At 57.3% G+C, this 19,757-nt stretch carries 23 protein-coding genes and 2 pseudogenes; 14 read left to right on the top strand and 11 right to left on the bottom strand.

Going from position 1 to position 19,757, the window contains the following annotated elements; all coding sequences use genetic code 11:
* Positions 1-29: 29 nt before the first annotated feature.
* On the bottom strand, positions 30-1,067 hold the full coding sequence (locus J3O30_RS06370; RefSeq protein ID WP_207583399.1) for a LacI family DNA-binding transcriptional regulator: 1,038 nt from the start codon (positions 1,065-1,067) through the stop codon (positions 30-32).
* Between the two features lie 540 nt (positions 1,068-1,607).
* Between J3O30_RS06370 and J3O30_RS06365 the strand changes: the two genes are divergently transcribed.
* A complete protein-coding gene (locus tag J3O30_RS06365) occupies positions 1,608-3,113 on the top strand; it encodes a DegQ family serine endoprotease (RefSeq protein ID WP_207583398.1) in 1,506 nt (501 codons plus the stop codon).
* Positions 3,114-3,312: 199 nt separating this feature from the next.
* Here the strand turns inward: J3O30_RS06365 and J3O30_RS06360 are convergent, their stop codons facing one another.
* Both J3O30_RS06360 and J3O30_RS06355 read right to left on the bottom strand, forming a co-directional pair.
* On the bottom strand, positions 3,313-3,687 hold the full coding sequence (locus tag J3O30_RS06360) for a hypothetical protein (RefSeq protein WP_207583397.1): 375 nt from the start codon (positions 3,685-3,687) through the stop codon (positions 3,313-3,315).
* Positions 3,688-3,853: 166 nt separating this feature from the next.
* Entirely contained in the window at positions 3,854-4,243 is a 390-nt protein-coding gene (locus J3O30_RS06355) for a hypothetical protein (protein ID WP_207583396.1), read from the bottom strand.
* A gap of 175 nt (positions 4,244-4,418) precedes the next feature.
* Between J3O30_RS06355 and J3O30_RS06350 the strand changes: the two genes are divergently transcribed.
* From J3O30_RS06350 to J3O30_RS06315, 8 genes are all read left to right on the top strand, one after another.
* Positions 4,419-4,721 carry a hypothetical protein gene (locus J3O30_RS06350; protein ID WP_207583395.1) on the top strand — a complete coding sequence of 101 codons (303 nt, stop codon included), beginning with the start codon at positions 4,419-4,421 and terminating at the stop codon, positions 4,719-4,721.
* A gap of 138 nt (positions 4,722-4,859) precedes the next feature.
* Positions 4,860-5,123, top strand: a complete 264-nt coding sequence (locus J3O30_RS06345; RefSeq protein WP_164010733.1) for a DUF1488 domain-containing protein — start codon at positions 4,860-4,862, stop codon at positions 5,121-5,123.
* Between the two features lie 50 nt (positions 5,124-5,173).
* Positions 5,174-5,536, top strand: coding sequence for a hypothetical protein (locus J3O30_RS06340; protein WP_207583394.1), 363 nt, complete (start codon positions 5,174-5,176; stop codon positions 5,534-5,536).
* A gap of 66 nt (positions 5,537-5,602) precedes the next feature.
* Positions 5,603-5,749: a hypothetical protein gene (locus J3O30_RS06335; protein ID WP_207583393.1), complete on the top strand. Its 147-nt coding sequence runs from the start codon at positions 5,603-5,605 to the stop codon at positions 5,747-5,749.
* 93 nt (positions 5,750-5,842) lie between these two features.
* Positions 5,843-6,286 (top strand): pyridoxamine 5'-phosphate oxidase family protein, encoded by a 444-nt coding sequence (locus tag J3O30_RS06330; protein WP_207583392.1) that lies wholly within the window; start codon positions 5,843-5,845, stop codon positions 6,284-6,286.
* Between the two features lie 202 nt (positions 6,287-6,488).
* Positions 6,489-6,725, top strand: coding sequence for a hypothetical protein (locus tag J3O30_RS06325; protein ID WP_207583391.1), 237 nt, complete (start codon positions 6,489-6,491; stop codon positions 6,723-6,725).
* 127 nt (positions 6,726-6,852) lie between these two features.
* Positions 6,853-7,020 (top strand): hypothetical protein, encoded by a 168-nt coding sequence (locus J3O30_RS06320; RefSeq protein WP_003587904.1) that lies wholly within the window; start codon positions 6,853-6,855, stop codon positions 7,018-7,020.
* A gap of 264 nt (positions 7,021-7,284) precedes the next feature.
* Positions 7,285-7,485: a hypothetical protein gene (locus tag J3O30_RS06315; RefSeq protein ID WP_207583390.1), complete on the top strand. Its 201-nt coding sequence runs from the start codon at positions 7,285-7,287 to the stop codon at positions 7,483-7,485.
* 527 nt (positions 7,486-8,012) lie between these two features.
* On the opposite strand, the gene J3O30_RS06310 is transcribed toward J3O30_RS06315, so the two are convergent.
* The 8 genes and pseudogenes from J3O30_RS06310 to J3O30_RS06270 form a co-directional block, all read right to left on the bottom strand.
* Positions 8,013-8,198 (bottom strand): hypothetical protein, encoded by a 186-nt coding sequence (locus J3O30_RS06310; protein WP_207583389.1) that lies wholly within the window; start codon positions 8,196-8,198, stop codon positions 8,013-8,015.
* A gap of 127 nt (positions 8,199-8,325) precedes the next feature.
* Positions 8,326-8,753 (bottom strand): annotated as a pseudogene (locus J3O30_RS06305) (DUF1515 domain-containing protein).
* A 22-nt stretch (positions 8,754-8,775) separates the two neighbouring features.
* On the bottom strand, positions 8,776-10,617 hold the full coding sequence (locus J3O30_RS06300; RefSeq protein ID WP_207583388.1) for a hypothetical protein: 1,842 nt from the start codon (positions 10,615-10,617) through the stop codon (positions 8,776-8,778).
* Positions 10,614-10,826, bottom strand: coding sequence for a hypothetical protein (locus tag J3O30_RS06295; RefSeq protein WP_207584277.1), 213 nt, complete (start codon positions 10,824-10,826; stop codon positions 10,614-10,616). The genes J3O30_RS06300 and J3O30_RS06295 overlap by 4 nt, the downstream gene beginning before the upstream one ends.
* Positions 10,827-10,848: 22 nt before the next feature.
* Positions 10,849-11,208 (bottom strand): annotated as a pseudogene (locus tag J3O30_RS06290) (hypothetical protein); the annotation flags it as partial.
* On the bottom strand, positions 11,208-11,672 hold the full coding sequence (locus tag J3O30_RS06285; RefSeq protein ID WP_207583387.1) for a lysozyme: 465 nt from the start codon (positions 11,670-11,672) through the stop codon (positions 11,208-11,210). The gene J3O30_RS06285 and the pseudogene J3O30_RS06290, both read right to left, overlap by 1 nt.
* The gene (locus J3O30_RS06280) at positions 11,647-11,844 is read right to left on the bottom strand and encodes a hypothetical protein (RefSeq protein WP_207584276.1); all 198 of its coding nucleotides are present in this window, start codon (positions 11,842-11,844) and stop codon (positions 11,647-11,649) included. Before J3O30_RS06280 ends, J3O30_RS06285 begins: the two co-directional genes overlap by 26 nt.
* A gap of 1,111 nt (positions 11,845-12,955) precedes the next feature.
* Positions 12,956-14,641, bottom strand: a complete 1,686-nt coding sequence (locus J3O30_RS06270) for a hypothetical protein (protein ID WP_207583386.1) — start codon at positions 14,639-14,641, stop codon at positions 12,956-12,958.
* A gap of 257 nt (positions 14,642-14,898) precedes the next feature.
* On the opposite strand from J3O30_RS06270, the gene J3O30_RS06265 reads away from it, so the two are divergent.
* Genes J3O30_RS06265 through J3O30_RS06245 form a run of 5 tightly spaced genes read left to right on the top strand, consistent with a single transcriptional unit; the run spans position 14,899 to position 19,736 of the window.
* A complete protein-coding gene (locus tag J3O30_RS06265) occupies positions 14,899-15,984 on the top strand; it encodes a lysylphosphatidylglycerol synthase transmembrane domain-containing protein (RefSeq protein WP_246762732.1) in 1,086 nt (361 codons plus the stop codon).
* Positions 15,985-15,987: 3 nt separating this feature from the next.
* On the top strand, positions 15,988-17,319 hold the full coding sequence (locus J3O30_RS06260; protein ID WP_207583385.1) for a glycosyltransferase family 2 protein: 1,332 nt from the start codon (positions 15,988-15,990) through the stop codon (positions 17,317-17,319).
* A gap of 2 nt (positions 17,320-17,321) precedes the next feature.
* Positions 17,322-18,104 (top strand): methyltransferase domain-containing protein, encoded by a 783-nt coding sequence (locus tag J3O30_RS06255; protein WP_207583384.1) that lies wholly within the window; start codon positions 17,322-17,324, stop codon positions 18,102-18,104.
* A gap of 2 nt (positions 18,105-18,106) precedes the next feature.
* The gene (locus tag J3O30_RS06250) at positions 18,107-18,856 is read left to right on the top strand and encodes an FkbM family methyltransferase (protein WP_207583383.1); all 750 of its coding nucleotides are present in this window, start codon (positions 18,107-18,109) and stop codon (positions 18,854-18,856) included.
* 16 nt (positions 18,857-18,872) lie between these two features.
* Positions 18,873-19,736 (top strand): FkbM family methyltransferase, encoded by an 864-nt coding sequence (locus tag J3O30_RS06245; RefSeq protein ID WP_207583382.1) that lies wholly within the window; start codon positions 18,873-18,875, stop codon positions 19,734-19,736.
* The last annotated feature ends 21 nt before the right edge of the window (positions 19,737-19,757 follow it).

Here is a 19,757-nt window from a genome sequence, read left to right as displayed (position 1 = left end):
CACGTCTATTGTCGGTGTGTCTGACCAGATTACCGCGTGGAACCCCGCGGAATAATGGTAAAGCCCAAGTCAGCCTTGTCTTCATCAGCTGGCTCGCCGCGGACGGCGCGCAGCAGCATGTCGGCGACGCGGTAGCCGATATCGTAGCGCGGTATGTGCACCGTCGTCAGCGACGGCTCGGTGAAGGCCGAAAATTCCAGATCGTTGAAGCCGCAGATGCCGACATCCTCCGGCACGCGGATGCCGCGCACGGCGCATTCGATGAGAACGCCAAGCGCCAGTTCGTCGCTCTGGGCAAAGACCGCATCGATATCCGGCACGCGCTGCAACAGGCTGGAAAACAGCTGCCTGCCGAGGCCGGTGCGACTTGGCGCATCGCCGCCGATAATGAGATCGGGGTCGAAACGCCCGGCTTCCCGCATCGCAGCCTCATAGCCTTCGATGCGGCGGCGCGAGCGGACATCCGCGCCGCGGCCCATGAAAGCGATCCTGTTATAGCCCTTCGACAGCAGGAAACGGGTGGGTTCGGCGCCGGCCGCATAGTGATCGAGGCCGACGACCAGGGTTTGCGGCTCCTGGCTGAGATCGGCGATATGGGCGATGGGACAGGCAGCACGCTCGATCAGCGGCAGAAGATCACGATAGGATTCGGCGCCGGCGATGATGACGCCGGCCGGCTTCTGCGTCAGGAAAGATTTCAGCAGGCCGGCCTCCCCCTCGCCATGGTTCAGCGTATTGGAATATTGCACGGTGAACTCGGTGCCGCGGAAGCGATCCTCCATACCGGTCATCAGGCCGGTGAAGCCGTATTGATGCAAGGCGGGCGTGATGACGCCGACGCTGCCGTTGTGGCGGCCGGCCAGCGCCCGGGCGGCAAGATTGGGGATATAACCCATCTCGTCGACCGTGCGCAGGATCACCTCGCGCAGATCCTCCGAGACGATCTCAGGATTACGAAGCGCGCGCGAGATGGTGATCGGGCTGACGCCCACCTTCTTCGCCACATCGCTCAACGTCACATGCGCGCCGCGCTTGCCGTTGCGCCCCCGCTCCACTGCCTTGCCCATCGCCCCTCATATGCTGCCGCGAAACCCGCCGATTCGCAGTCTATACTTTCTGCAGAAGAAATAATTTAGAGTCTACTAACATTTTATATTCGCAACAAGTTTCGGGCAGACAATTTCCAGAAACAGCAGCATGATCATCTGTCGGCAAAATTACGGGCGCATGCGGCGATCGGATCAACGGATTCGGGAATAAGTCCATTTATTTTCGAATGAAAATCGCTGGGGAGAACGCGCTGCGAAGCCAAACCTCGGCCGGAAGACCCAGCGTGTGGCACCCGGTTCAAAAACCGTCGGCACAAAGATTAAATTCCAGTAATGTCTTACAAATCGGCAATATAAACATGATCAATATTTAATTTGTAAATCCGCCGGCCGCGATCATATGAATCCCGAGCGCGAATTCTTCGATTGTCCCGGTCGCCACCCCAACGACTGCGCTGCGATCGGAGGCATTGGCGCCAAACGCCATCCGACGCCAGGTCCCAAGACGTGGAACCACGACGCCATCCAAAGCCAACACTCTCGCAAGGGACCATCACCATGTCACACATCTTAAGCAAACACCGCGCTGCAGCGCTGGTCGGGGCGGCCATCATCGCCGGCGCGGCCTGTCTGCCCTTCACCATCAACGGCTCGAACGCCATTGCCGCGCCAGCCGATAGCGGCGGCGTCTTGGCCGCGAGCGGCTCCTTCGCGTCCATCGTCGATGCCGACAAACCTGCCGTCGTCACCATCACCACGACAATGAAGGCGACCGACGTCAGCGCCGACCAACAGGACTCGCCGATGGACGAGCAGTTCCGCCAGTTCTTCGAGGATCAAGGCATCCCGCTGCCGCACCAGGCACCGAAAAACCGGCCTTCCCAGCAGGCGATGGCGCTCGGCTCCGGCTTCATCATCAGCCCGGACGGCGTGATCGTCACCAACAACCATGTCATCGACAATGCCATCGACATCAAGGTGACGCTGGACGACGGCACGGAACTGCCGGCCAAGCTGATCGGCACCGACCCGAAATCCGATGTCGCCGTCTTGAAGATCGAGGCGCCCAGGCCCCTGCAGACGATTGCCTGGGGCGATTCCGACCAGTTGAAGCTCGGCGACCAGATCCTGGCGATCGGCAACCCCTTCGGCATCGGCACGACGGTGACGGCAGGCATCGTCTCGGCGCGCGGCCGCGACCTGCACAGCGGGCCCTATGACGATTTCATCCAGATCGATGCGCCGATCAACCATGGCAATTCCGGCGGACCGCTCGTCGACCGCAGCGGCAATGTCGTCGGCATCAACACTGCGATCTATTCGCCGAACGGCGGCAGCGTCGGCGTCGGCTTCGCCATCCCCTCGGATGAAGCCAAGGCGATCGTCGCCAAGCTGCAGAAAAACGGCTCGATCGATCACGGCTATCTCGGCGTGCAGATCCAGCCGGTGACGAAAGACGTCGCCGATGCCGTCGGCCTCGACAAGACAGGCGGGGCGCTGGTTGCCGCCGTTACCGCCGATACGCCGGCGGCGCAGGCCGGCGTTAAGCCGGGCGATATCGTCACCTCGGTCGGCGGCGAGACCGTCAAGACGCCGAAGGATCTGTCGCGGCTGGTGGCCGACCTTTCGCCGGGCGCCAAAAAATCCCTTGGCATCTGGCGCGACGGCAAGACGATCGATCTCAACGTCACTGTCGGCGGCAATGAGGACGGCCAGAAGCAGGCTGCGGCCGAAAGCTCGGACAACAAGGGCGAGAGCAGCGGCCAGCCGAGCCTCGGGATCGGACTTGCCGACCTGACAGTCGACATGCGCCAGCAGCTCAACCTGCCGCGCGCCGTCAGCGGCGCGGTGGTCGCCAGCGTCGATCCCGACAAGTCGGCCGCTGCCGCCGGCATCCAGTCGGGCGATGTCATCGTCTCGGTCAACGATAAGCTGGTTCACAACAGCCGCGACGTCAAGGCCGCGATTGCCGACGCCGGCAAGGCCGGCCGCAAATCGGTGCTGCTGCTCGTCGAACGCGACGGTATCAAGACTTTTGTCGCCGTGCCATTTGCCGCGGTCTGAAGGCCGCGTCTGGTAGCAAGACCTTCGTCGCCGTGCCGTTCAGCGCGGCCTGAGGGCTCAAGTTGAAGGTTGAAAGGAGAAGCCCGTGAGAGCGGGCTTTCGACCGACCGGCGTGGTGGCGTTCGAACCGTGTTCGGCTTGGTCGGCGAAGACATGGATGCGTACCTGCAGAATGCGGTCGCTCTCGCCCTACGTCTGCTCAGGGAGATTTCCGCTTCGCCCTCTTTGTCTGACTGCCGTGGTTGCCTCTTTGACGGTTTGCCTCCTGCTGATTTATCGCATCGGATTGGCTGCGTTGGGCGGCCTCCAATTGCTGCCTCGTCGGGAGATCATGCTCGTAGGTGGGCGCGCTGAATGCCGTGGCGTTGTCGAACGGACCTTTGTGTGTCCGCGCCACACCATAGGCTTGGTTAGCACCCCTATCGATCCCGTGCTCGGCCGACGGTGAGCGGGCGTGACGAGCCTGTGTGATCAGATCGTCGGCAGTCGGGCTTGACGTTGCGCTCTTCTGCGCCGAAGCGATGATCGCGCGTTTCCCGGCGTCGTCCTTTTGATCGGCGCGGTTCCGGGACATGTTTTCATCCTTTTTCGTCGTGTCACATCAGATCGCGATGCATGCCGTTCAGACGCGTGTAGCCGTTCAGGAAAAACGACACGCCTAACTACGAACATGAATCAGGTTCGATGCGGCGATTTAGAAGCGATAATTCTGCCCTGTCGCGTTCGGCGGCCTTCACCGATCATCGTTCGGGCAGCCTGGTTTTTGGAAAGCGATAACCGACCGGCCGTCGCGATGCGTTGGCACGCCGGGGCGCCGTATACCGGCCAATCCGATAGGCCTTCTCCGGAGCGCCGCCGTCATCCTGCCATCTTGCAAAAGACGCGTCTTCGATCGCCTGAGGACGCGGGTTCGAACTCAACTGGGTTGCAAGATACATTCTCAAAGCCGATCTCAGCGCGGCCTCATCGACGATGCCTATTTGGAAACAATGAATGAGGAAACTCGTCGCGCTGATCTCGCTGATATCGATCGCGTAAGTTTCGCCGCCACGGAAACCGGCCTTTCGAAGAATGCGCTCCAGCATTCTCAAATTGGTGACATCGAAAAACGGATCAGATGGGGAAGACATTGTGTCCTCCTTCATTGGGGCTAGGGTTCACGTGCGCGCCCCAAGCGACGGTGCCCTTATCGTGCCCGCCGATCGCTCAGCTTGCGCTCTTTGCCACCTGGCCGCAACCTCATTCGCCGGCAGCCATTGATAATGCCGTCGCAAAACCCATTTTAGAGGGGGGAGGATACGCATCATGCAGTTCAACGGTGAAGCGACCCTCACAAGGCCGTCGGCATTGGCGGTTTCCGAAAGGCGAGCGCTTTTAGATCACCTCAGTGAGGCGATCGGTCGCCTGGCTTACGGGCTGGCGGCTGATGGATTGCTCGACCTTGTGCCGTCTCTGCTTGAGATAAACAGCGTTCTCCGCGACATGACGGATGAAATTTCCCGTGCGGACCCTGTTTATTCCGACGAGGTCATCGCGAACACGGTACGCTTGATCAAGACGTCCGAGGCCTTGCTTGAGAACAGGGTCATCGTGCAGACCATCCATTAAGATCGGTCGGCCATTGAGATCGGTCGGCGTCGGACATGCCGACAGGCTTTGGCATCAAGCTCCTCGTTCTCTACGTGCATCCAGTTCATCGCCGGCTCCGAGTCAACGGCCCGCGCCCACCTCCAAGGATCGACCGCCATGGCACTTATCTTTCCAAATAGAAGCCGGAGCTTCGACGAAGTGCGAAAAGGCGTGCGTTTCACCGGCTATGACGGCATGTTCGAGGTCCGGTTTCTGGTCGAAGAAGGCGCACTCGGCAGTACTATCACGCAGAGTTCGTCCGAGGCCGCATACCTTAATGCCTTCGATGCCGCCCGTTCTTCCATTCAGGAGGCCGCATCGAGAGCCTATCAGCATCGACGCGGAAACAACTTCACGCTCAAGGCCGAAGATTTTCGCTAGAGTATTTCCGTTTTTCTCAGGAATCACGGAAATGCGGGGGAGCTAAGAATATGGTTTCGACACGATACCGGCCGAAAGACCTCAAGCTTGCACGTTGTCATATCGTGAAGGCCGCGCGCCGCATTGCCCATCAGGAAATGGTGATCGGGAGACTACTGGTCAAAGGCAGCCCCTCGGGATTAGCCTACGAGCTGTTGGGCAGGCTCTACGACGATCAGCGGCAAAAACTCGATCGCCTGAAACTGATCGAAGCGATGGTTGAGGTAAAAGCACAATCCTCTATGGGCGCGCCCCGTCCTCGCGGCGCGCTCGCGCCGCGCTTGGCGATTGTGCGCAGCGGCGTGATCTCTCTGCCTGACCGGGAATCGGCCACGCCTTGTCGCGCAGACGTTTGGCACCCATATTTGGTGTAGTGGCAGTTTGTGAACGAGCACTGCTTCAGTGGTCGTTAGAGTTCCCCGGCCCCAAAGGAGGGCATCATGTCAGCCACGGTAAACATCCATTCGTGGAAAAGCCTGGTCCAGCATGTCGGCAAGTTCCGCTATATCGACTTTCTGGTGAAATTGACGCCGGCGATCAGCGTGGCTTTTATCGTCTATGTCGTCTTCAAGGATGTGTTCTGGTAGGCGCTGGAACACCGTGGACCACGGCCAAGACGCGCCTCGCTGTGCTTGTCAAACGAGGGTCTGTAACGCTGACGACGGAACTGGACAACGCAAATGCAATTGCGAGAAATGGGTGAACAAGATTGCCTCGCCTTTCTGGCAAGCCACACCCGTGGGCACCTGGCATGTCTGGGCGACAAATATCCCTATATCGTTCCCATTCATTATGCGTATGAAAAGGACCGGCTTTTTATATTTTCCATGCCGGGCCTGAAGGTTGATCTATTGCGGGCCAATTCACCCGCCTGTGTTCAGGTTGAAGAATTCAGCGAAAACCGAACGTGGAAGAGCGTGCTTGTTCAGGGTACCTCTGATGAGCTGACCGATACGCCGGCCCGGCATGACGAGCGCATCCACGCCTGGTCCCTTCTGCAAAAGCAACCGTTTTGGTGGGAACCCGGATCGCTTGCCTTAAACTCGGAAAGCGAAGACCGTCCTGCTCCCTCCATATTCTTCGGCATTTCGATTGATATGGTATCTGGGAGGCAAGTGGTTTAAGGTGCGGCCTTCAGACCTGCCGTGCCCCCTCGATTCGCAGGGCGGCGTTGCTGCACCATATATGGAACTCCAGACAGACACGGCTAAGCGCTGTCCGATACCAGCCTTCCCATAGGGGCGCGGATTGCTTGATGCTTTTTACCAACGCGGTTGCTGAGCCAGCATCGCGTTTAATGGCACGCGACCACCGATAGGGAAAACCATGAACCAGGCACCCGAGAACGAAACTCTTTTCAACATCACCGGACACTTCGTACAGGAACTGAAGGCCGTTCTTCAAAGCGAGAGCATCGTCGAAGGCTCCGACTACGAAAACAGCGCCTTCGACGAAAAACGACGGGCGGAAGGGCTTCACCTGCTGCGCTTCCACAAGACCGGCACCGCAGCTCAGGCAACCCAGATCTGGGAAAAACATACGACAGCCCGGTCTCATCGATAATCCGGAACGAAGCCCATCCGGCTGACGTTGACGTGATGCCGGCTCTCAAATCCTGATGAGACGATGCAGCTGGCGCGTCCTGACGTGACGCGCCACTCGGCTCTACATTTCCATGAAAGGAAAAATCATGACCAATGACAAAACGAAAAACGCGGCCGCGACCGACGGACCCTACGACGTCATCTACTTCGCGAAGAAACACCGTATTTCCAACGAGGATGCCAAAGACATCATCGAAAAATACGGCGCCAATCGCAAAGAGGCTGATAAGGCCGGCCGCCGCATCAGCGCCTGAAGCAGGATAGGACTTGCCGGCGTGGAACTCTAACAGCTCCCCGCATCTGCTTGCGAGGCCACGATGCAACATCAGCGGACGAATTAACCCTACTGGCTTACCTTAATATCAGCATACGCTTGAATACGTCAGGCCCTGTGCCATCGTATCCTCAGGGTAACGTTTCTTATTCCTGAAGCAGTTCGCCGGAACCGTGGCCTGCCTCTTAGCGAAGAGGCAGCTTCCACGCATAGGGGCCGGGCAACATCAAATGGAGGGTATGCAATGAATAACGTCTTAGAATTTCGTGCAAAATCCCCGCATGTCGAAAGTCTGTCCGACTGCCGGGAGGCGCTTGAATCGGCGGTGATGAAAATCGTCAGTGACGCGGTCTGCAAGGGATATCAGCCGGCAGAAGCCGCCATGGTGGTCGCCGATATCGCCGACGACTACATCCTCATGCTGTCGCGCCAGCTGCAGCATTGATCCGCTTGCAAGGCTCGCGCCTTGTCTGCACGAGCGGTTGACGGGCCGAGATCGTTGCCGTTCATCGCCAGGAAGCAGAGCGCTTCCGCCATATAAGATGGGTGAGTGGACCGCGCAGCGACTGCAGGGGTAGCAGTTGGTACAGGAGACGAGACCTGCTACGCGGTCCGTCGGCCACAACGCCAGTCTTTGTCGGAAGTTCCGCAGGGAACGGCACCGCAAATAGGCCCGCGTGCGGGAACATCCGCTGGAGGAACAAGTCACAATTGTTCCCGTCATGTTCCAATCGTTAGACTTGTATGCTTCGACCCCGGGGAAGACAGAGAACTTTCATCACAAGCCAGCAAAAACCCCGCCTGAGCGGGGTTTTGAGCGAGTCGGAGTGGGTCGGCAGCGTTATCGGCGACCTGGGAAGCCCGCTAGCGGGATTTTTCTCCCTCGCCTCTGGGGCTCGTTGCTCCGTTCTCTCACTCTTTGAATCATCGTCGTAATGCGGCGTGAAAGGGTGACAGGTCGTTGAAGCGTCGCTAGCGCCACCGCGGCTGCCGCGGCGGAGCGTTGGCCTGAATCTCGTGCAGCGGCGCGCGGGATCCGAGAAGCTTCTTCAGCTTCTTCTCCTCCGCCGGACCGATACCGAACTTGCGGCAATGCTCGGCGACATCATGCTCCCGCGGACCGGGAATGCGAACTTGGCGATGGTTCATGCTCTTCATGACTATTTCCTCCTGAGAGGAAAACCACCACGGAACAGATTTGTTCGTTAGCAAAGTCTAAAATTTGTTTTACTTGCTCCGTTGTCGGCAACAAAATGGCAGCAGCACGGAATACGTGAGCAATTGCTCAACTGATCTTCAACCAATGCCTTAACGCTGCCACCGCGCCGTCGCTGGCATAGGCAATCATCCCCCGATCGTCAGCCCGGCAAAGGCGATCAGCCCCGATATCCCGTACCCGATCGATTTCATCCGTTTCCATTCTTCCAGCGCCGGCGCCACCGCCTCCTGGTTCTTCTCGACGGTCCCCTTGAGGATCTTGATCTCCTCGCGGATCTGCGCGTCGACACCGCCGCTGATCGCCACCCTTGTATCGAGATTTGCGATCTGCCTTGCCTGTTCGTCGAGGCGGGTGTGGATCACGGCGCGGCTATCGTGGGCATTGGCCTTTTCATCGCTGACCTCATTGCGCAGAAGTGCGACGTTTTCCTCGATGCCGGTCAGCCTTCCCTCGACGCGCCCGAGAGCGCGGAGAATATCGTCATTGGAGGTCATCTCTGTAGCCGCTCGCTATGCCTTAGGGATAAAATTTCAGCTTTTCGGATTGGGGAATGCTGCCGGAGATACGGTCGATCACGGCGCCATAGGGATGAACGCCATCCGGCGTGACGCTCGGGCGGACAATGGAGCCGACCGGCAGCACCGTGGCGCGCGGGATCGAGATCGTGATCGTGTTGCCGGAGATGCTGCCGATCGAGGTCGTCGACAGGCGGGCAATGCCATCCGGTCCGGCATAGGTGTTGATCTCTTGTTCCGGCCCGAAAATGCTTGCATCCGCAACCTCGATCGTCGTGTAGTTCGCGACACCGTCCGTTCCCGCCTGCACCGTCACCGTGGTGCTCGGCAGCTCCAGCATACCAGGCCAGACGCCATCCCGGACGCCGGAAACCCACGCCGCATAGGTGTCGATCGCATCGTCGCAGCAGCCGCTCGTCTTGGCGAGAATGTCGTTGCGAAGGCGCCATTTGCCGGAGGCATCCGTGCCGTCCGCCGGCCAGCTGTTGTTGGCCGAGACGTTTTGATACTCCGCTCTCGCATAGAGGTCGTTGGCGCTGATCGAGCCCGTTGCCGGCGACGTCGCCGATCCGGCGAAATTAAAGGTGAAGGTGGTCGGCCCGGTGACCGTGATCACCACATTGCCGTTGTACTCCGTCTGCGCAGCGCCGGAGATCGAAACCGTCTGGCCGGTCGCCAGGCCACTGATGCCGGATGCGATCGTTGCGGTTACGACTGTGCCGACCGACGTCAAGGTCACCGTACGGGTGGAAACGGTGCGGCCGAGCGGCGGGAAGGCGACGATCCTGACGCCGGGATAGCGCGCCCGAAGCCTTGTGATCAGGCTTCTGTAGTTGGTGGTGAAGAAGACGGCGTAGGTGGCGGCCGTGTCGTTCTGGCCCATCTGGTTGGCGATGACGGTGAACGGCTTCTTGCCGCTGTTGAAGGTGGCGATCTCATCGAGAATGGCCCAGCGCCGGGTCGCGATCGCCGCACCGCTGCCGGTTAGCTCACGCACGGAGCCGGATCCCGGCATGCCGACCATCAGAAAGGGAATGCGGCCGATGCCGCCGTCCTGGTCGAGCCAGCGGCGAAACCAGCCGAGATTGCCGCGCGCGTCGGCAGCCGCGGAAAACTGCTGGCGCGCCTCACCCAGGCTGTCGACGATAGCAAGCGCGACCGGCCTTCCGTCCCAATCGCCCTTGGCGACCATGAAGTCGGGGCCGTAATATTGCGGCTGCGTCTGCGTGGCGTAATTGGTATCGAGTGCCGCCGTGCTGTCGGCAAGCGGGGTGTCCTTGAAGGCCAAGAGGGTGGCGAGATCGCCGGCGCCCCAGACGCGCTCGCCGCGATGCTTCTGGATGCGGTAGACGGGCCAGATCTTGTCGCCGACGCCGGTATGATAGAACAGCCAGATTTCGATTTCGCTTTCCGGGTCGACATCGGGAATGGTCAGCTCATCGGTCCAGGCGCCGTTCGTCTGATCGGCAACCGTCAGCGTGTTCAGACCGGCGAAGGTGCATTGGTAAAAGACACCGGCGACCCGGATGAACATCGCATCGGCGACCACAGAATTGCCTGGCGTGCCGATCGTGCCGGTGACGACCGTCTCCTGCGGCGCGTTGCCGCCTTCCGTCGAGGCGAAGCCGGACAAGTGGAAGCGGAAGGTTCTGGTCTTATATTGCGGCGTGTTGACGACGATCTTGCTGCACAGGTAATTCGTGCCGGATGCGGCGGTGACGATCGTGCCCGACGGCATGCGATTGCGGGTTGCGAAGAACATGTAGCGATCGGGGTCTGCGCTGCCCCCGCCCCCGCCACTCAGCATCGGATTAACAAGGGCAAGCGAAATGGCATTCATCATCGGCGTGTTCCAAATCTGCTGGTGAGGTCGTCATAGAAGCGAGTGGTGCGGCCCTGGCGGGCATTGGCGCGGTCGAGCGCCTGGCGCTCGCGGGCGAGGATGGCGATGACCGGCTCGCCTTCCACAACAGGCGCATGCGCCTCCTGTCTGCGGAGATCATCGGGCAAGGGCGGCAGCGCGATGCCGGCCGCCGCCTGCCCCTTGATCACCGCCACCTTGTTCAGCCGCACCGTGGCGGAGCAGCCACTGACGATCAACAGCAGTGACAGCGCAAGCGCGGTTCTTTTCCGAAAGCTGAAGCTCATAGGATTGGATCTCGATTTCGAGTGTGTCTCTGGCCGCCTGCTCTGACGCTTCGGCGGCTGCCAGGCGCTTGCGGTGCTCTTCGGTGGCCTCGGCAGCGGCGTCACGCTGCCGCTCCATCTCGGCGGCTCTCGCATCGGCTGCCCCCTTTTCGGCCAGCATGATATAGCCGGCCCGCGCCTGCCTTGCCGCCGAGGGATAGCCGATCGAAACGGCATAGAGGTGATAGAGCATCAGGCCGGCGGCGATGCCGGCGCCCATCTTGAGCGTGTCGAGCAGGGAGAACATCAGATGCCCTCCAGGCAGAATTGGCGTTCCTTCTGCCGGCGCCGCGTCAGGCCGGGAAAGGTGATGCCGGAGGCGCGGTTCCACTTCAAAAGCGCCTCGCAGCCCTCGGCCGCCCTGCCCTGGTTGATCAGCTTGACCGCGCTCGAGCCGCAAGCCGCCTTGACGCCGACATTATAGGCAAACGAGGTCAGCGCCACGAAACGGGCATCCGGCAGCGGCACGCGCACGCAGCTTTCGACGCCGCGCGCATAGGTCTTGAGCTCCAGCGCCAAGAGCGCCTTGCATTGCTCCACCGTCTTGTGATCGCCAGGCTTCACGCCATTGGTGCTGCCATAGCAGATCGTCCACGGCTGTCCCTGTGTGGCCGGATCGGGATAGGCATTCTGGCGCAATCCCTCGAACGAGCCGACAAGCGCCACAGCCATGGCCGCGGCGGCACTACCCTTCTGCAGGCGGTTTGCCATTCAATTCTCCTGAGATTTTCTGCTGGACGAAGATGCGGGCAACGATCGCCGCCACGGCGAAAAGCCCCGTTGCCGCCGACATGGCGAGCTGGATGTAGAGGTTGCGCGAGAGCAGCGTTGTGGTGACGCCGCCGATGGTTGCCGAGGTCGAGAGAACAATGTCGAAAGACAGGTCTGCGTCCTTGCGCAGGGCATAGGCAAAGTAGGTCGCGTTCGCTGCAATGGCGCCCGCGTCAAGGCCGCCAGCACCGGTGCCGGCCGCAAATGTTCCCGTCACTCGCTTCGTCAATGACGTTGCGCTGGAAACGAAGCTCGATCCCGTCCTGGCAGATCCTGCAGCAAAATCGATATGCGTATTCGGGCTGCCGACGTTGTTGGAAAGGGTGAGCCCGACAATGAAATCGCCGACCGCCGAACTGTCGGCTTTACTCTGGATCCTGGCGAAGAGCTTGTTGGTGAAGAAAGCGGCCCCGGAACAAATGATTTCGACGCTGTAACCGTCCTTGAGGATAAGCTTGGCCGCGCCGTCGATCGTCTCCGAACCGTTCGGATCGATCGTCACATCCCCGCCATCGGCCATGACGCAATAGTGCCAGTTTGCGCCGAGCGTTGCCGCTGCGGTCAGGGTGAGCGTGGCTGCCGCGGTAAAGCGATGGACGGCGTTGTCGTCGGATGCGAGCGCGGTGTAATCGCCTGACTTCACCGCATAGACCAGATCCTGATCGAACGCGACCTCAACGCCGTTCTGGGCAAAACCGAGCAGGCCACCGCCTTTCAGATAGAGGCCGGTCTGCGGGGTCGAGGCGAAGCCGACGCCCGGTGCGGAGAGGGTTCCGCCTGCGGCTTTGAGGGGTGCGATCATCGGCGCCGAACCGTCGCGCGGCAGCGAATTGGTGATTTCGTTGCCGAGGTCGGTGGTCAGCGCGTTCCACGGCGCCGGGTCGATGACCTGGCCAACGGAGGGTGTCGTGCCGGCGGGTTTGGAATAGACGCCGGTTGATGGGTTTCTGGGCATTCATCATCTCCAAAGAAAAAGGCCCCGCGGATGCGAGGCCATATGATGGGTTAGCAATGGCGGGTGCACGCGCCCCCGGATTTTGCGGGTCGATCAACCCAGCGACCGACAGCCTCGATCTGCCGTCTCAAGATCGCGGATTAACTCAGCGGTCTCCGCGAAGACGGGCACCTGAGTTCGCCCGTGGCAGTCGCGACGGCGCCCGTGGACTGCTGCCTTTGGTTCAGGGCCAATTGAGCCAGCCACGGCTTTGGTGATGCCATAAGCCTCAAAGCGCCCGCAGCGTTACATTTACCAGTTCAGCCAGATAATTTTTCAAGCCACTAGGCTCGATGAAGCGGTAATAGAGGTATCCAGATGCGACGGAAGCATCGTTCCATGATCTTTGCGTGGCTGTAATTTCCAGTTCCGCTTGTGGGCCGCTCAAATCAATATCTTTTGCGCTGGCCCAAGAATTGCAGAAAAAAGCGATTCGAGCGGGAAGATTGGAGTGGACGGGCCTAACGCCCGGCTTTGTATCAACGCCAAAAAACAAGATGTGGGCGGGCGTAAATGCCATCCTGGTTTGTCCGCCCCAAAGAATGCGGAATTTAGAGGTATAGTCAGCGAACCCATACTCCGAAACCTCGCCAGACAGCGGAAGCTTGTCGACTATCCAGTAAACCGAATAGGCAGACCACTCAGGATGATCAGCGAGATATTGAGAGACAGCCAGATCCTTCGCTGCCCGTGCTTGCCATGCCGCGTAACTCTCCCACCACCGGCCGATGAAGACGGTGAGAAGTGATACAAACACCACGATTGCAACCCTATGGCTTTGAAGGTTGGTCGATCTGAATTTGATAACTCGCCATATCCCGATACCCACCACGCTTATCGGCAGCGGCATAAGCATCGCGTTTCTCATCAACACGCCGGGTGCGGGGCTCTTGCCAACAAGTATATAAGGGACCGTCCCACACAGCAGTAAAAATATCCCAAAGCCGATAATTTTGAAACCGTCGCTAGAGCGTTCATTTAGCTGAGCGTTTCGAGCATCTCCCCTGTTCGCGAACACAAAGCACGCGACAAAAAGGATCGAACAGACCGCAGCTCCCAAGTAGAGATAAACATTCCAATCATAAACGCTCCTTGCCAAAGGAAAGATCGTGCCATTAAATATAAATCGATAGGAATTCTCCGCAATGCTTTCAACATTTAGGGTAAAGCCATTGTAGTTATCGTATAATCCGTACCTAGGGTAGAAAATTGCCTTACAAACCCAGTACACGAAGGGCAGAATGGTGAAATCCGCTCGTGCAAGGCAGAATGATGAAAATGTCGAGACCAATTCCCGCGCATTGCGAACTCGGCGCCCTGTCCTTCTCAGCCACACCGCATAAACGAGGACGAAACCAGCCGCATAGAGCACCAGCAAGGAATTCAGCGTGAATGCAATGAAGTAAATGCAAATTGCCAGTCCGCGGAGGAGATAGTGGCTCCTTCCGCGCATCCATTCGATTGACAGGAATAAATATGTAGCCAATAGAAAAATGGCATAGGCATTAAAGTATATCGAATATGTAAAAATAACCGTGATCGTGGGGAGCGGCAACAAGTGCGTGAATATTGCGAGCACCAAAGACTCGCGCTCCGAAAAATATCCAGACTTTGAAGCTAGGAGGTAGGAGAAGATCGCAATGAAGTAGACCCCAATTATGACAAAGGATTTTAAAAGCAAAACGTTCCCAACGAAGGCCATCGGCCAAACATAGTACGTAAATACCGGCACCCCTGCTGAAGAAAACATGTCCGCGATGGCGATCCAATCATTGTAGATCAATGTTGGAAATAAACCGGCATCCTCAGCAAATATTCCTTCATTGAAGAAGGCCATCCAGTGGGTCAAGAGAACAGCAATCGTCAGTAAAAGCAAACTATTCAGTTTCGGCCTGGCTTGAAGCTGATCACTCATTCTCATTTCCCGCGCTCTAGAAATTTCCGGATATCGAGCCTTTGCGGAGCGCCGTTCTAAATCAACCGCGGTCGTAAGCAAGCGCTAAATCACGCTGATTCCAGGCTGCGTGCGACTAGGAAATAGAAGACTTGTGGGTACCATAAATTGAGGTGGCGCCGCGACGAAACTATTGGTAGCGGGCCGCCCGTTAGTGCTGTATGCGGTCGACTTCACCCTCGACTTCCACTTGCGATCGATTCAAACGCAGGCCTTTTATGCTCAAACGTCCCGTCAAAAACGCTCTACCCAGTTCGGCTGTTGAAGCCGCAAGTCACTGGCGGATGCGTGAGAGGTTGTATAACTCATGGAGCAAAGCTGCGGCGGCGGCTCCTGCATATCAACGCCTGCAGATGCTTATAGCCTCGGCAATAAGCATTTTCCTCCTGATATTCTTGCTAAAGGCGGTGGATTGGGAGGAAGCCATCCGGATTTTTCGTAGCGGAATATCCGTCACATCGCTCCTTTGGTTTATGCTTGTTACCTTTGGTATCGCGGTAGGTTATGCGGTGCGGTGGCGCCTGTTGTTGGATGGCAAGATCGGTTACGGAACGTCCCTCATGGCCTCCCTACTCGGCTTGGGCGCCAACATGTTCCTTCCTGCGAGAGGTGGAGACCTCTTGCGTGTACATTACAGCCGAGTTGTCGCGACCGTCCCCTACGCAGACGCTCTTGGTAGGCTTCTGGTCGAAAAGATGGTTGACTTGGTGACGATCATTTCCGTCGGCATATTTTCTTTGGTTTTACTGAGCCATACATTGAATTCCGAGTACCGAAATGCTCTGTTGGTCATCATGGTTGGTGCAATAGTTGGGATATTTCTATCGGCAGTTCTGGTAAGGAATTTCGGCAATCGGCTTGTCCCGATATTGCGGCCCGTCTTCGGTCTCCTGCGACTGCAAGATTTCTTTGACCGTCACGTTATTCATTTTATCGGAAATTCCGCACGAAGCTTATCTCTGTCCGTGACCATCGTTCCGGCCTTTCTGACGCTGGTTTTGTGGCTTTCGGCATACGCCCTTGCGTATATCTTCGTCGCCCGGTTTGTCGGCGTCGAGCTGAGTTATCAAGAATCGTTATTCGTGTTGTTTGCCGGGGGATTGGGTCTGATGATCCCAGCTGCACCATCCGGAGTCGGCACCTTCCATGCATCCGTCGTTTCGGCATTCGTATTGCTAGGGCGTTCACCCTCAGAGGGGTTACTCCTGGCGACGGCCGTTCATTTTCTCTTTTTTGTGGTGTACGTCGTGCCTGCAGCCCTCATCCTGGGACATTGGCGCTTGAACCGCTTGGCGCCGAGGTAACTTATGCGGGACTATTTCTATTCTCAATTGAGAAAGTACATTGGCCTCTTTGTCTTGGGCCAGAATTCCGTGGTCGAGATCGATCCGACGACGCCTCTGCTGATTGGTAAATTTCCTCAGGGCAAGATAACGTTTCGCTCGATAACGCAACCGACTGAACCTGTGAAAGAGTTTGACGAGCACAAGGTCGTCAAGATCGAAGAAGTCGCTGACACCAAACCTGATTATCTGGTCATCAGCGGCCTCATCCATTACGAACGAGACATACAGAGCATGTTCGCTCAGGCACGTGCATTGTGTTCACCTGAGACACGCCTTGTTCTTACCTATTACAGCAGCATGTGGCGGCCGCTTGCAACTCTCGCATCTAAGCTCGGCCTGCGCCGGCGGGTTCCTGAATCGAATTGGCTTGCCCATGAAGACGTCGAGAATCTTCTGACGCTCGAAGACTTCGAATTAATACGACTGGACCAGAAGATTCTAATCCCGGTTTACATCCCACTTATCAGTGGCTTTGTTAACCGTTGCCTTGCTCCTCTTCCGCTTTTTCGAACTCTCTGCCTTCTCAACATCGCGATTGCGAGGCCGGTCGGCGATGCCGCATCGAAAACCGAGCCGTCGGTGTCAATTGTAGTTCCAGCGAGAAACGAGGCAGGAAATATCGAGGATATTGTCAAACGGTTGCCGGTTATGGGGCCGGATGATGAACTCATTTTTGTCGAAGGCAATTCAACCGACGCAACGTGGAAGGCGATCCAAGAAGCGCAACAGCGCTATGGCGGCGAACGCACCATCCTGATTGCCCAACAGGATGGTAAGGGTAAAGGCGACGCCGTCAGGAAGGGTTTTTCGCTGGCCACAAAGGAAGTCTTGATGATTCTTGACGCGGACATGACGGTCCCGCCCGAGGATTTGCCGAAATTCTACAACGCCATCAAGGATGGGAAAGGCGAGTTCATCAACGGAACTCGCTTGGTCTATCCCATGGAAAAGGAGGCGATGCGTTTCTTCAATCTCCTGGGCAACAAGTTTTTCGCATTGGCTTTCTCCTTCGTTCTTGGCCAGAGATACAAAGACACCCTATGCGGAACCAAGGTGATCAGCCGCTCCAATTATCTCAAACTTCAGGCAAACAGATCCTACTTCGGTGATTTCGATCCCTTTGGTGATTTCGACCTGATCTTCGGCGCCGCGCGGATGGGCCTTAAGATCGTCGAGGTTCCGATCGGTTATCGAGAAAGACTCTACGGTGAAACGAACATCTCGCGTTGGCGCCATGGTTCCATTCTGTTGGCTATGCTGGCTTTTGCGGCAAGACGAATAAAGTTTCTCTGACGATGGAAATCGAAAGCACTCTCTATGACGCCGATCTTGCTCAAACGCTGGCAAATCGCGAGCGGCTAAGCGCAAATCCCAACCTGATGCATTGGTATGGCGAGCTCTACCAGGAGATGTTTCGACAGGAACCGGATATTGCCACGAATACCGTTCTGGAAATCGGAAGCGGAACGTCGCCTCTCAAGCGCTTCCTACCGAATGTCATCACCTCCGATGTGCTGAAGTTAGACTATTTGGACTTTGTCTTCGATTGCCACGAGATCGCTGGGTTGCCTGACATCGCGGACCATAGCGTCGATGTGATTACGATGACCAATGTTCTGCATCACCTGAAGGATCCCCTTGCGTTCCTTCGCGGGGCGACACGCAAGCTCACAAAGGGCGGCAGGGTGTATGCGACGGAACCTTATTTGTCTTGGCTATCCTACCCGATGTATAAACTTCTCCATCATGAGCCGGTGGATTTCAGTATCCGCCGCCCGGTTCTGGATACCGTTCAGGGTCCTCTTTCGACCTCAAATCAGGCTATGCCACATATGATCTTCTTTCAGCGGCCGGACTGGCTCGCTGAGCTTGCAGATTGCTATAGCCTTGAGAAGACAAGGATCAGCTATTTCACCTCCCTCTCCTATATGGTGACAGGCGGGATATCGAAGAAGTTTCCTGTGCCTGGCTGGGCTTATAAGCCTTACTTCAAGCTCGACAGAGCAATAGGCGTCGCGCTGCCCAAGGTGTTCGCCTCATTCTTCACGGTCCGCCTCACGTCAAAAGAAGAGGTGTAGGGATGGTTTTGCTACGTCTCGCCGATTGGCTCTATCGGCATTGTTATGCCCTGTATTATCCTCTCTATTCCGTATGGAAGGCAGTTTCGGAACGACGTGAGCGCGCTTTGATGCGTGAGCTCATTTCGCCGGGCATGATCGTCGCAGATATCGGTGCAAATATCGGAATATATACCCGCATGTTCTCCGCGCTGACGGGAACGACCGGCCATGTCCATGCCTTCGAGCCGGCGCCGGCGAACTTCGAAAAGCTTGAAGCAACGGTAACCGGCTTGTCGAATGTATCCCTGCAACACGCCGCGGTAGGAGCGGCCAGCGGCACCACAAGGCTGTATGTTTCGGCCGAGCTGAATGTCGATCACCGAACATTTGATAGTGGCGATGGGCGAGTGAGCATCGACGTCCCATTGGTGAAGCTGGATGATTACTTTTCGCCAGGGCAGCGGGTCGATTTTATCAAAATCGATGTTCAGGGATATGAGTTGAGCGTTCTACAGGGTGCCGAGCGGGTCCTGCGGGAGAATCGCGACATTCGGGTATTCATGGAGTTCTGGCCTTATGGTTTGTCGAAAGCGTCCGTGAACCCGGCCGAACTCACCAAATTCCTACAGATGCTGAATTTCGAGTTCCACAACATAGCGGATCCACCTGGCACTGCTTTCAATTACGAGAGCCTTGATCCAAAAAACGCGGGCCAATATTGCAATCTGGTCGTTGCAAGAAGAGCGCCCGCCAATCACAAAACCACTTAGAGGCGGCCTGAGGACAATGTTATCCACCAGCAACAAAATCCTGATCGCTCGCTCTCTATCCAAAGCTGTCTTGTTGGTCCGGGGTTGCGTTGGCTTACCCGCAACCGTCATAACGAAGCGCCGCGGAATAAATTGGTCGCTGGACCTTAGAGACGGCGTTGATTTCGCGATCTACCTATTGGGCGGGTTCGAGGTCAGAACGCTCGATAGGTATAGAGAGCTGATAGGGGACGGAGACATAGTCCTCGACATCGGCGCCAATGTGGGTTCTCATACGTTGCCCCTGGCGCAATTGGTGGGCGGAGCCGGCAGGGTGATCTCCTTCGAGCCGACGGCTCATGCATTCGCGAAACAGAAGGCCAATATTTCGCTCAACCCGACGCTCGCCCAGCGAATCGACGCTTACCAGATGATGCTTATGGCAAGTGCATCCGAAGCGATGCCCGAAGCGGTCTATTCAAGCTGGCCGCTCGAAGTTGCTGAAGATTTGCATAGCGAACACCACGGTCGACTCATGTCGACACAGGGCGCGCGGCTCGGCACGCTGGACGAAACATTGCGGGATCTTGGGGTCGGCAAGGTCGATTTCATAAAACTTGACGTGGACGGAAACGAGCTTGCGGTTCTACTTGGGGCGACGGTGACTCTCAAAAAGTTCCAGCCGCGTATAATGCTTGAATTGGCCCCCTATGTTTACGCTGAGAATCCCGGAGACTTCGACAGATTGTTGGAGCTTCTCTGGCAGGGCGGCTACGAGATTGATGAAATGGCATCTGGCAGGAAGCTGCCTGAAGACGCCGACAAAGTACGGGCGATGATACCGGAAGGTGGCGGTATGAATGTGCTGGTTAGGAGCAAGAGCTCAAAGGAAGGTAGATAACTTTCTTCGAGGGTTATCGGA

Origin of the sequence: Rhizobium sp. NZLR1 (assembly GCF_017357385.1) — a bacterium.
Classification (GTDB): Bacteria; Pseudomonadota; Alphaproteobacteria; order Rhizobiales; family Rhizobiaceae; genus Rhizobium.
Note: the sequence above shows the minus strand (reverse complement) of the source record. Positions and strands in the feature narration are given on the sequence as shown.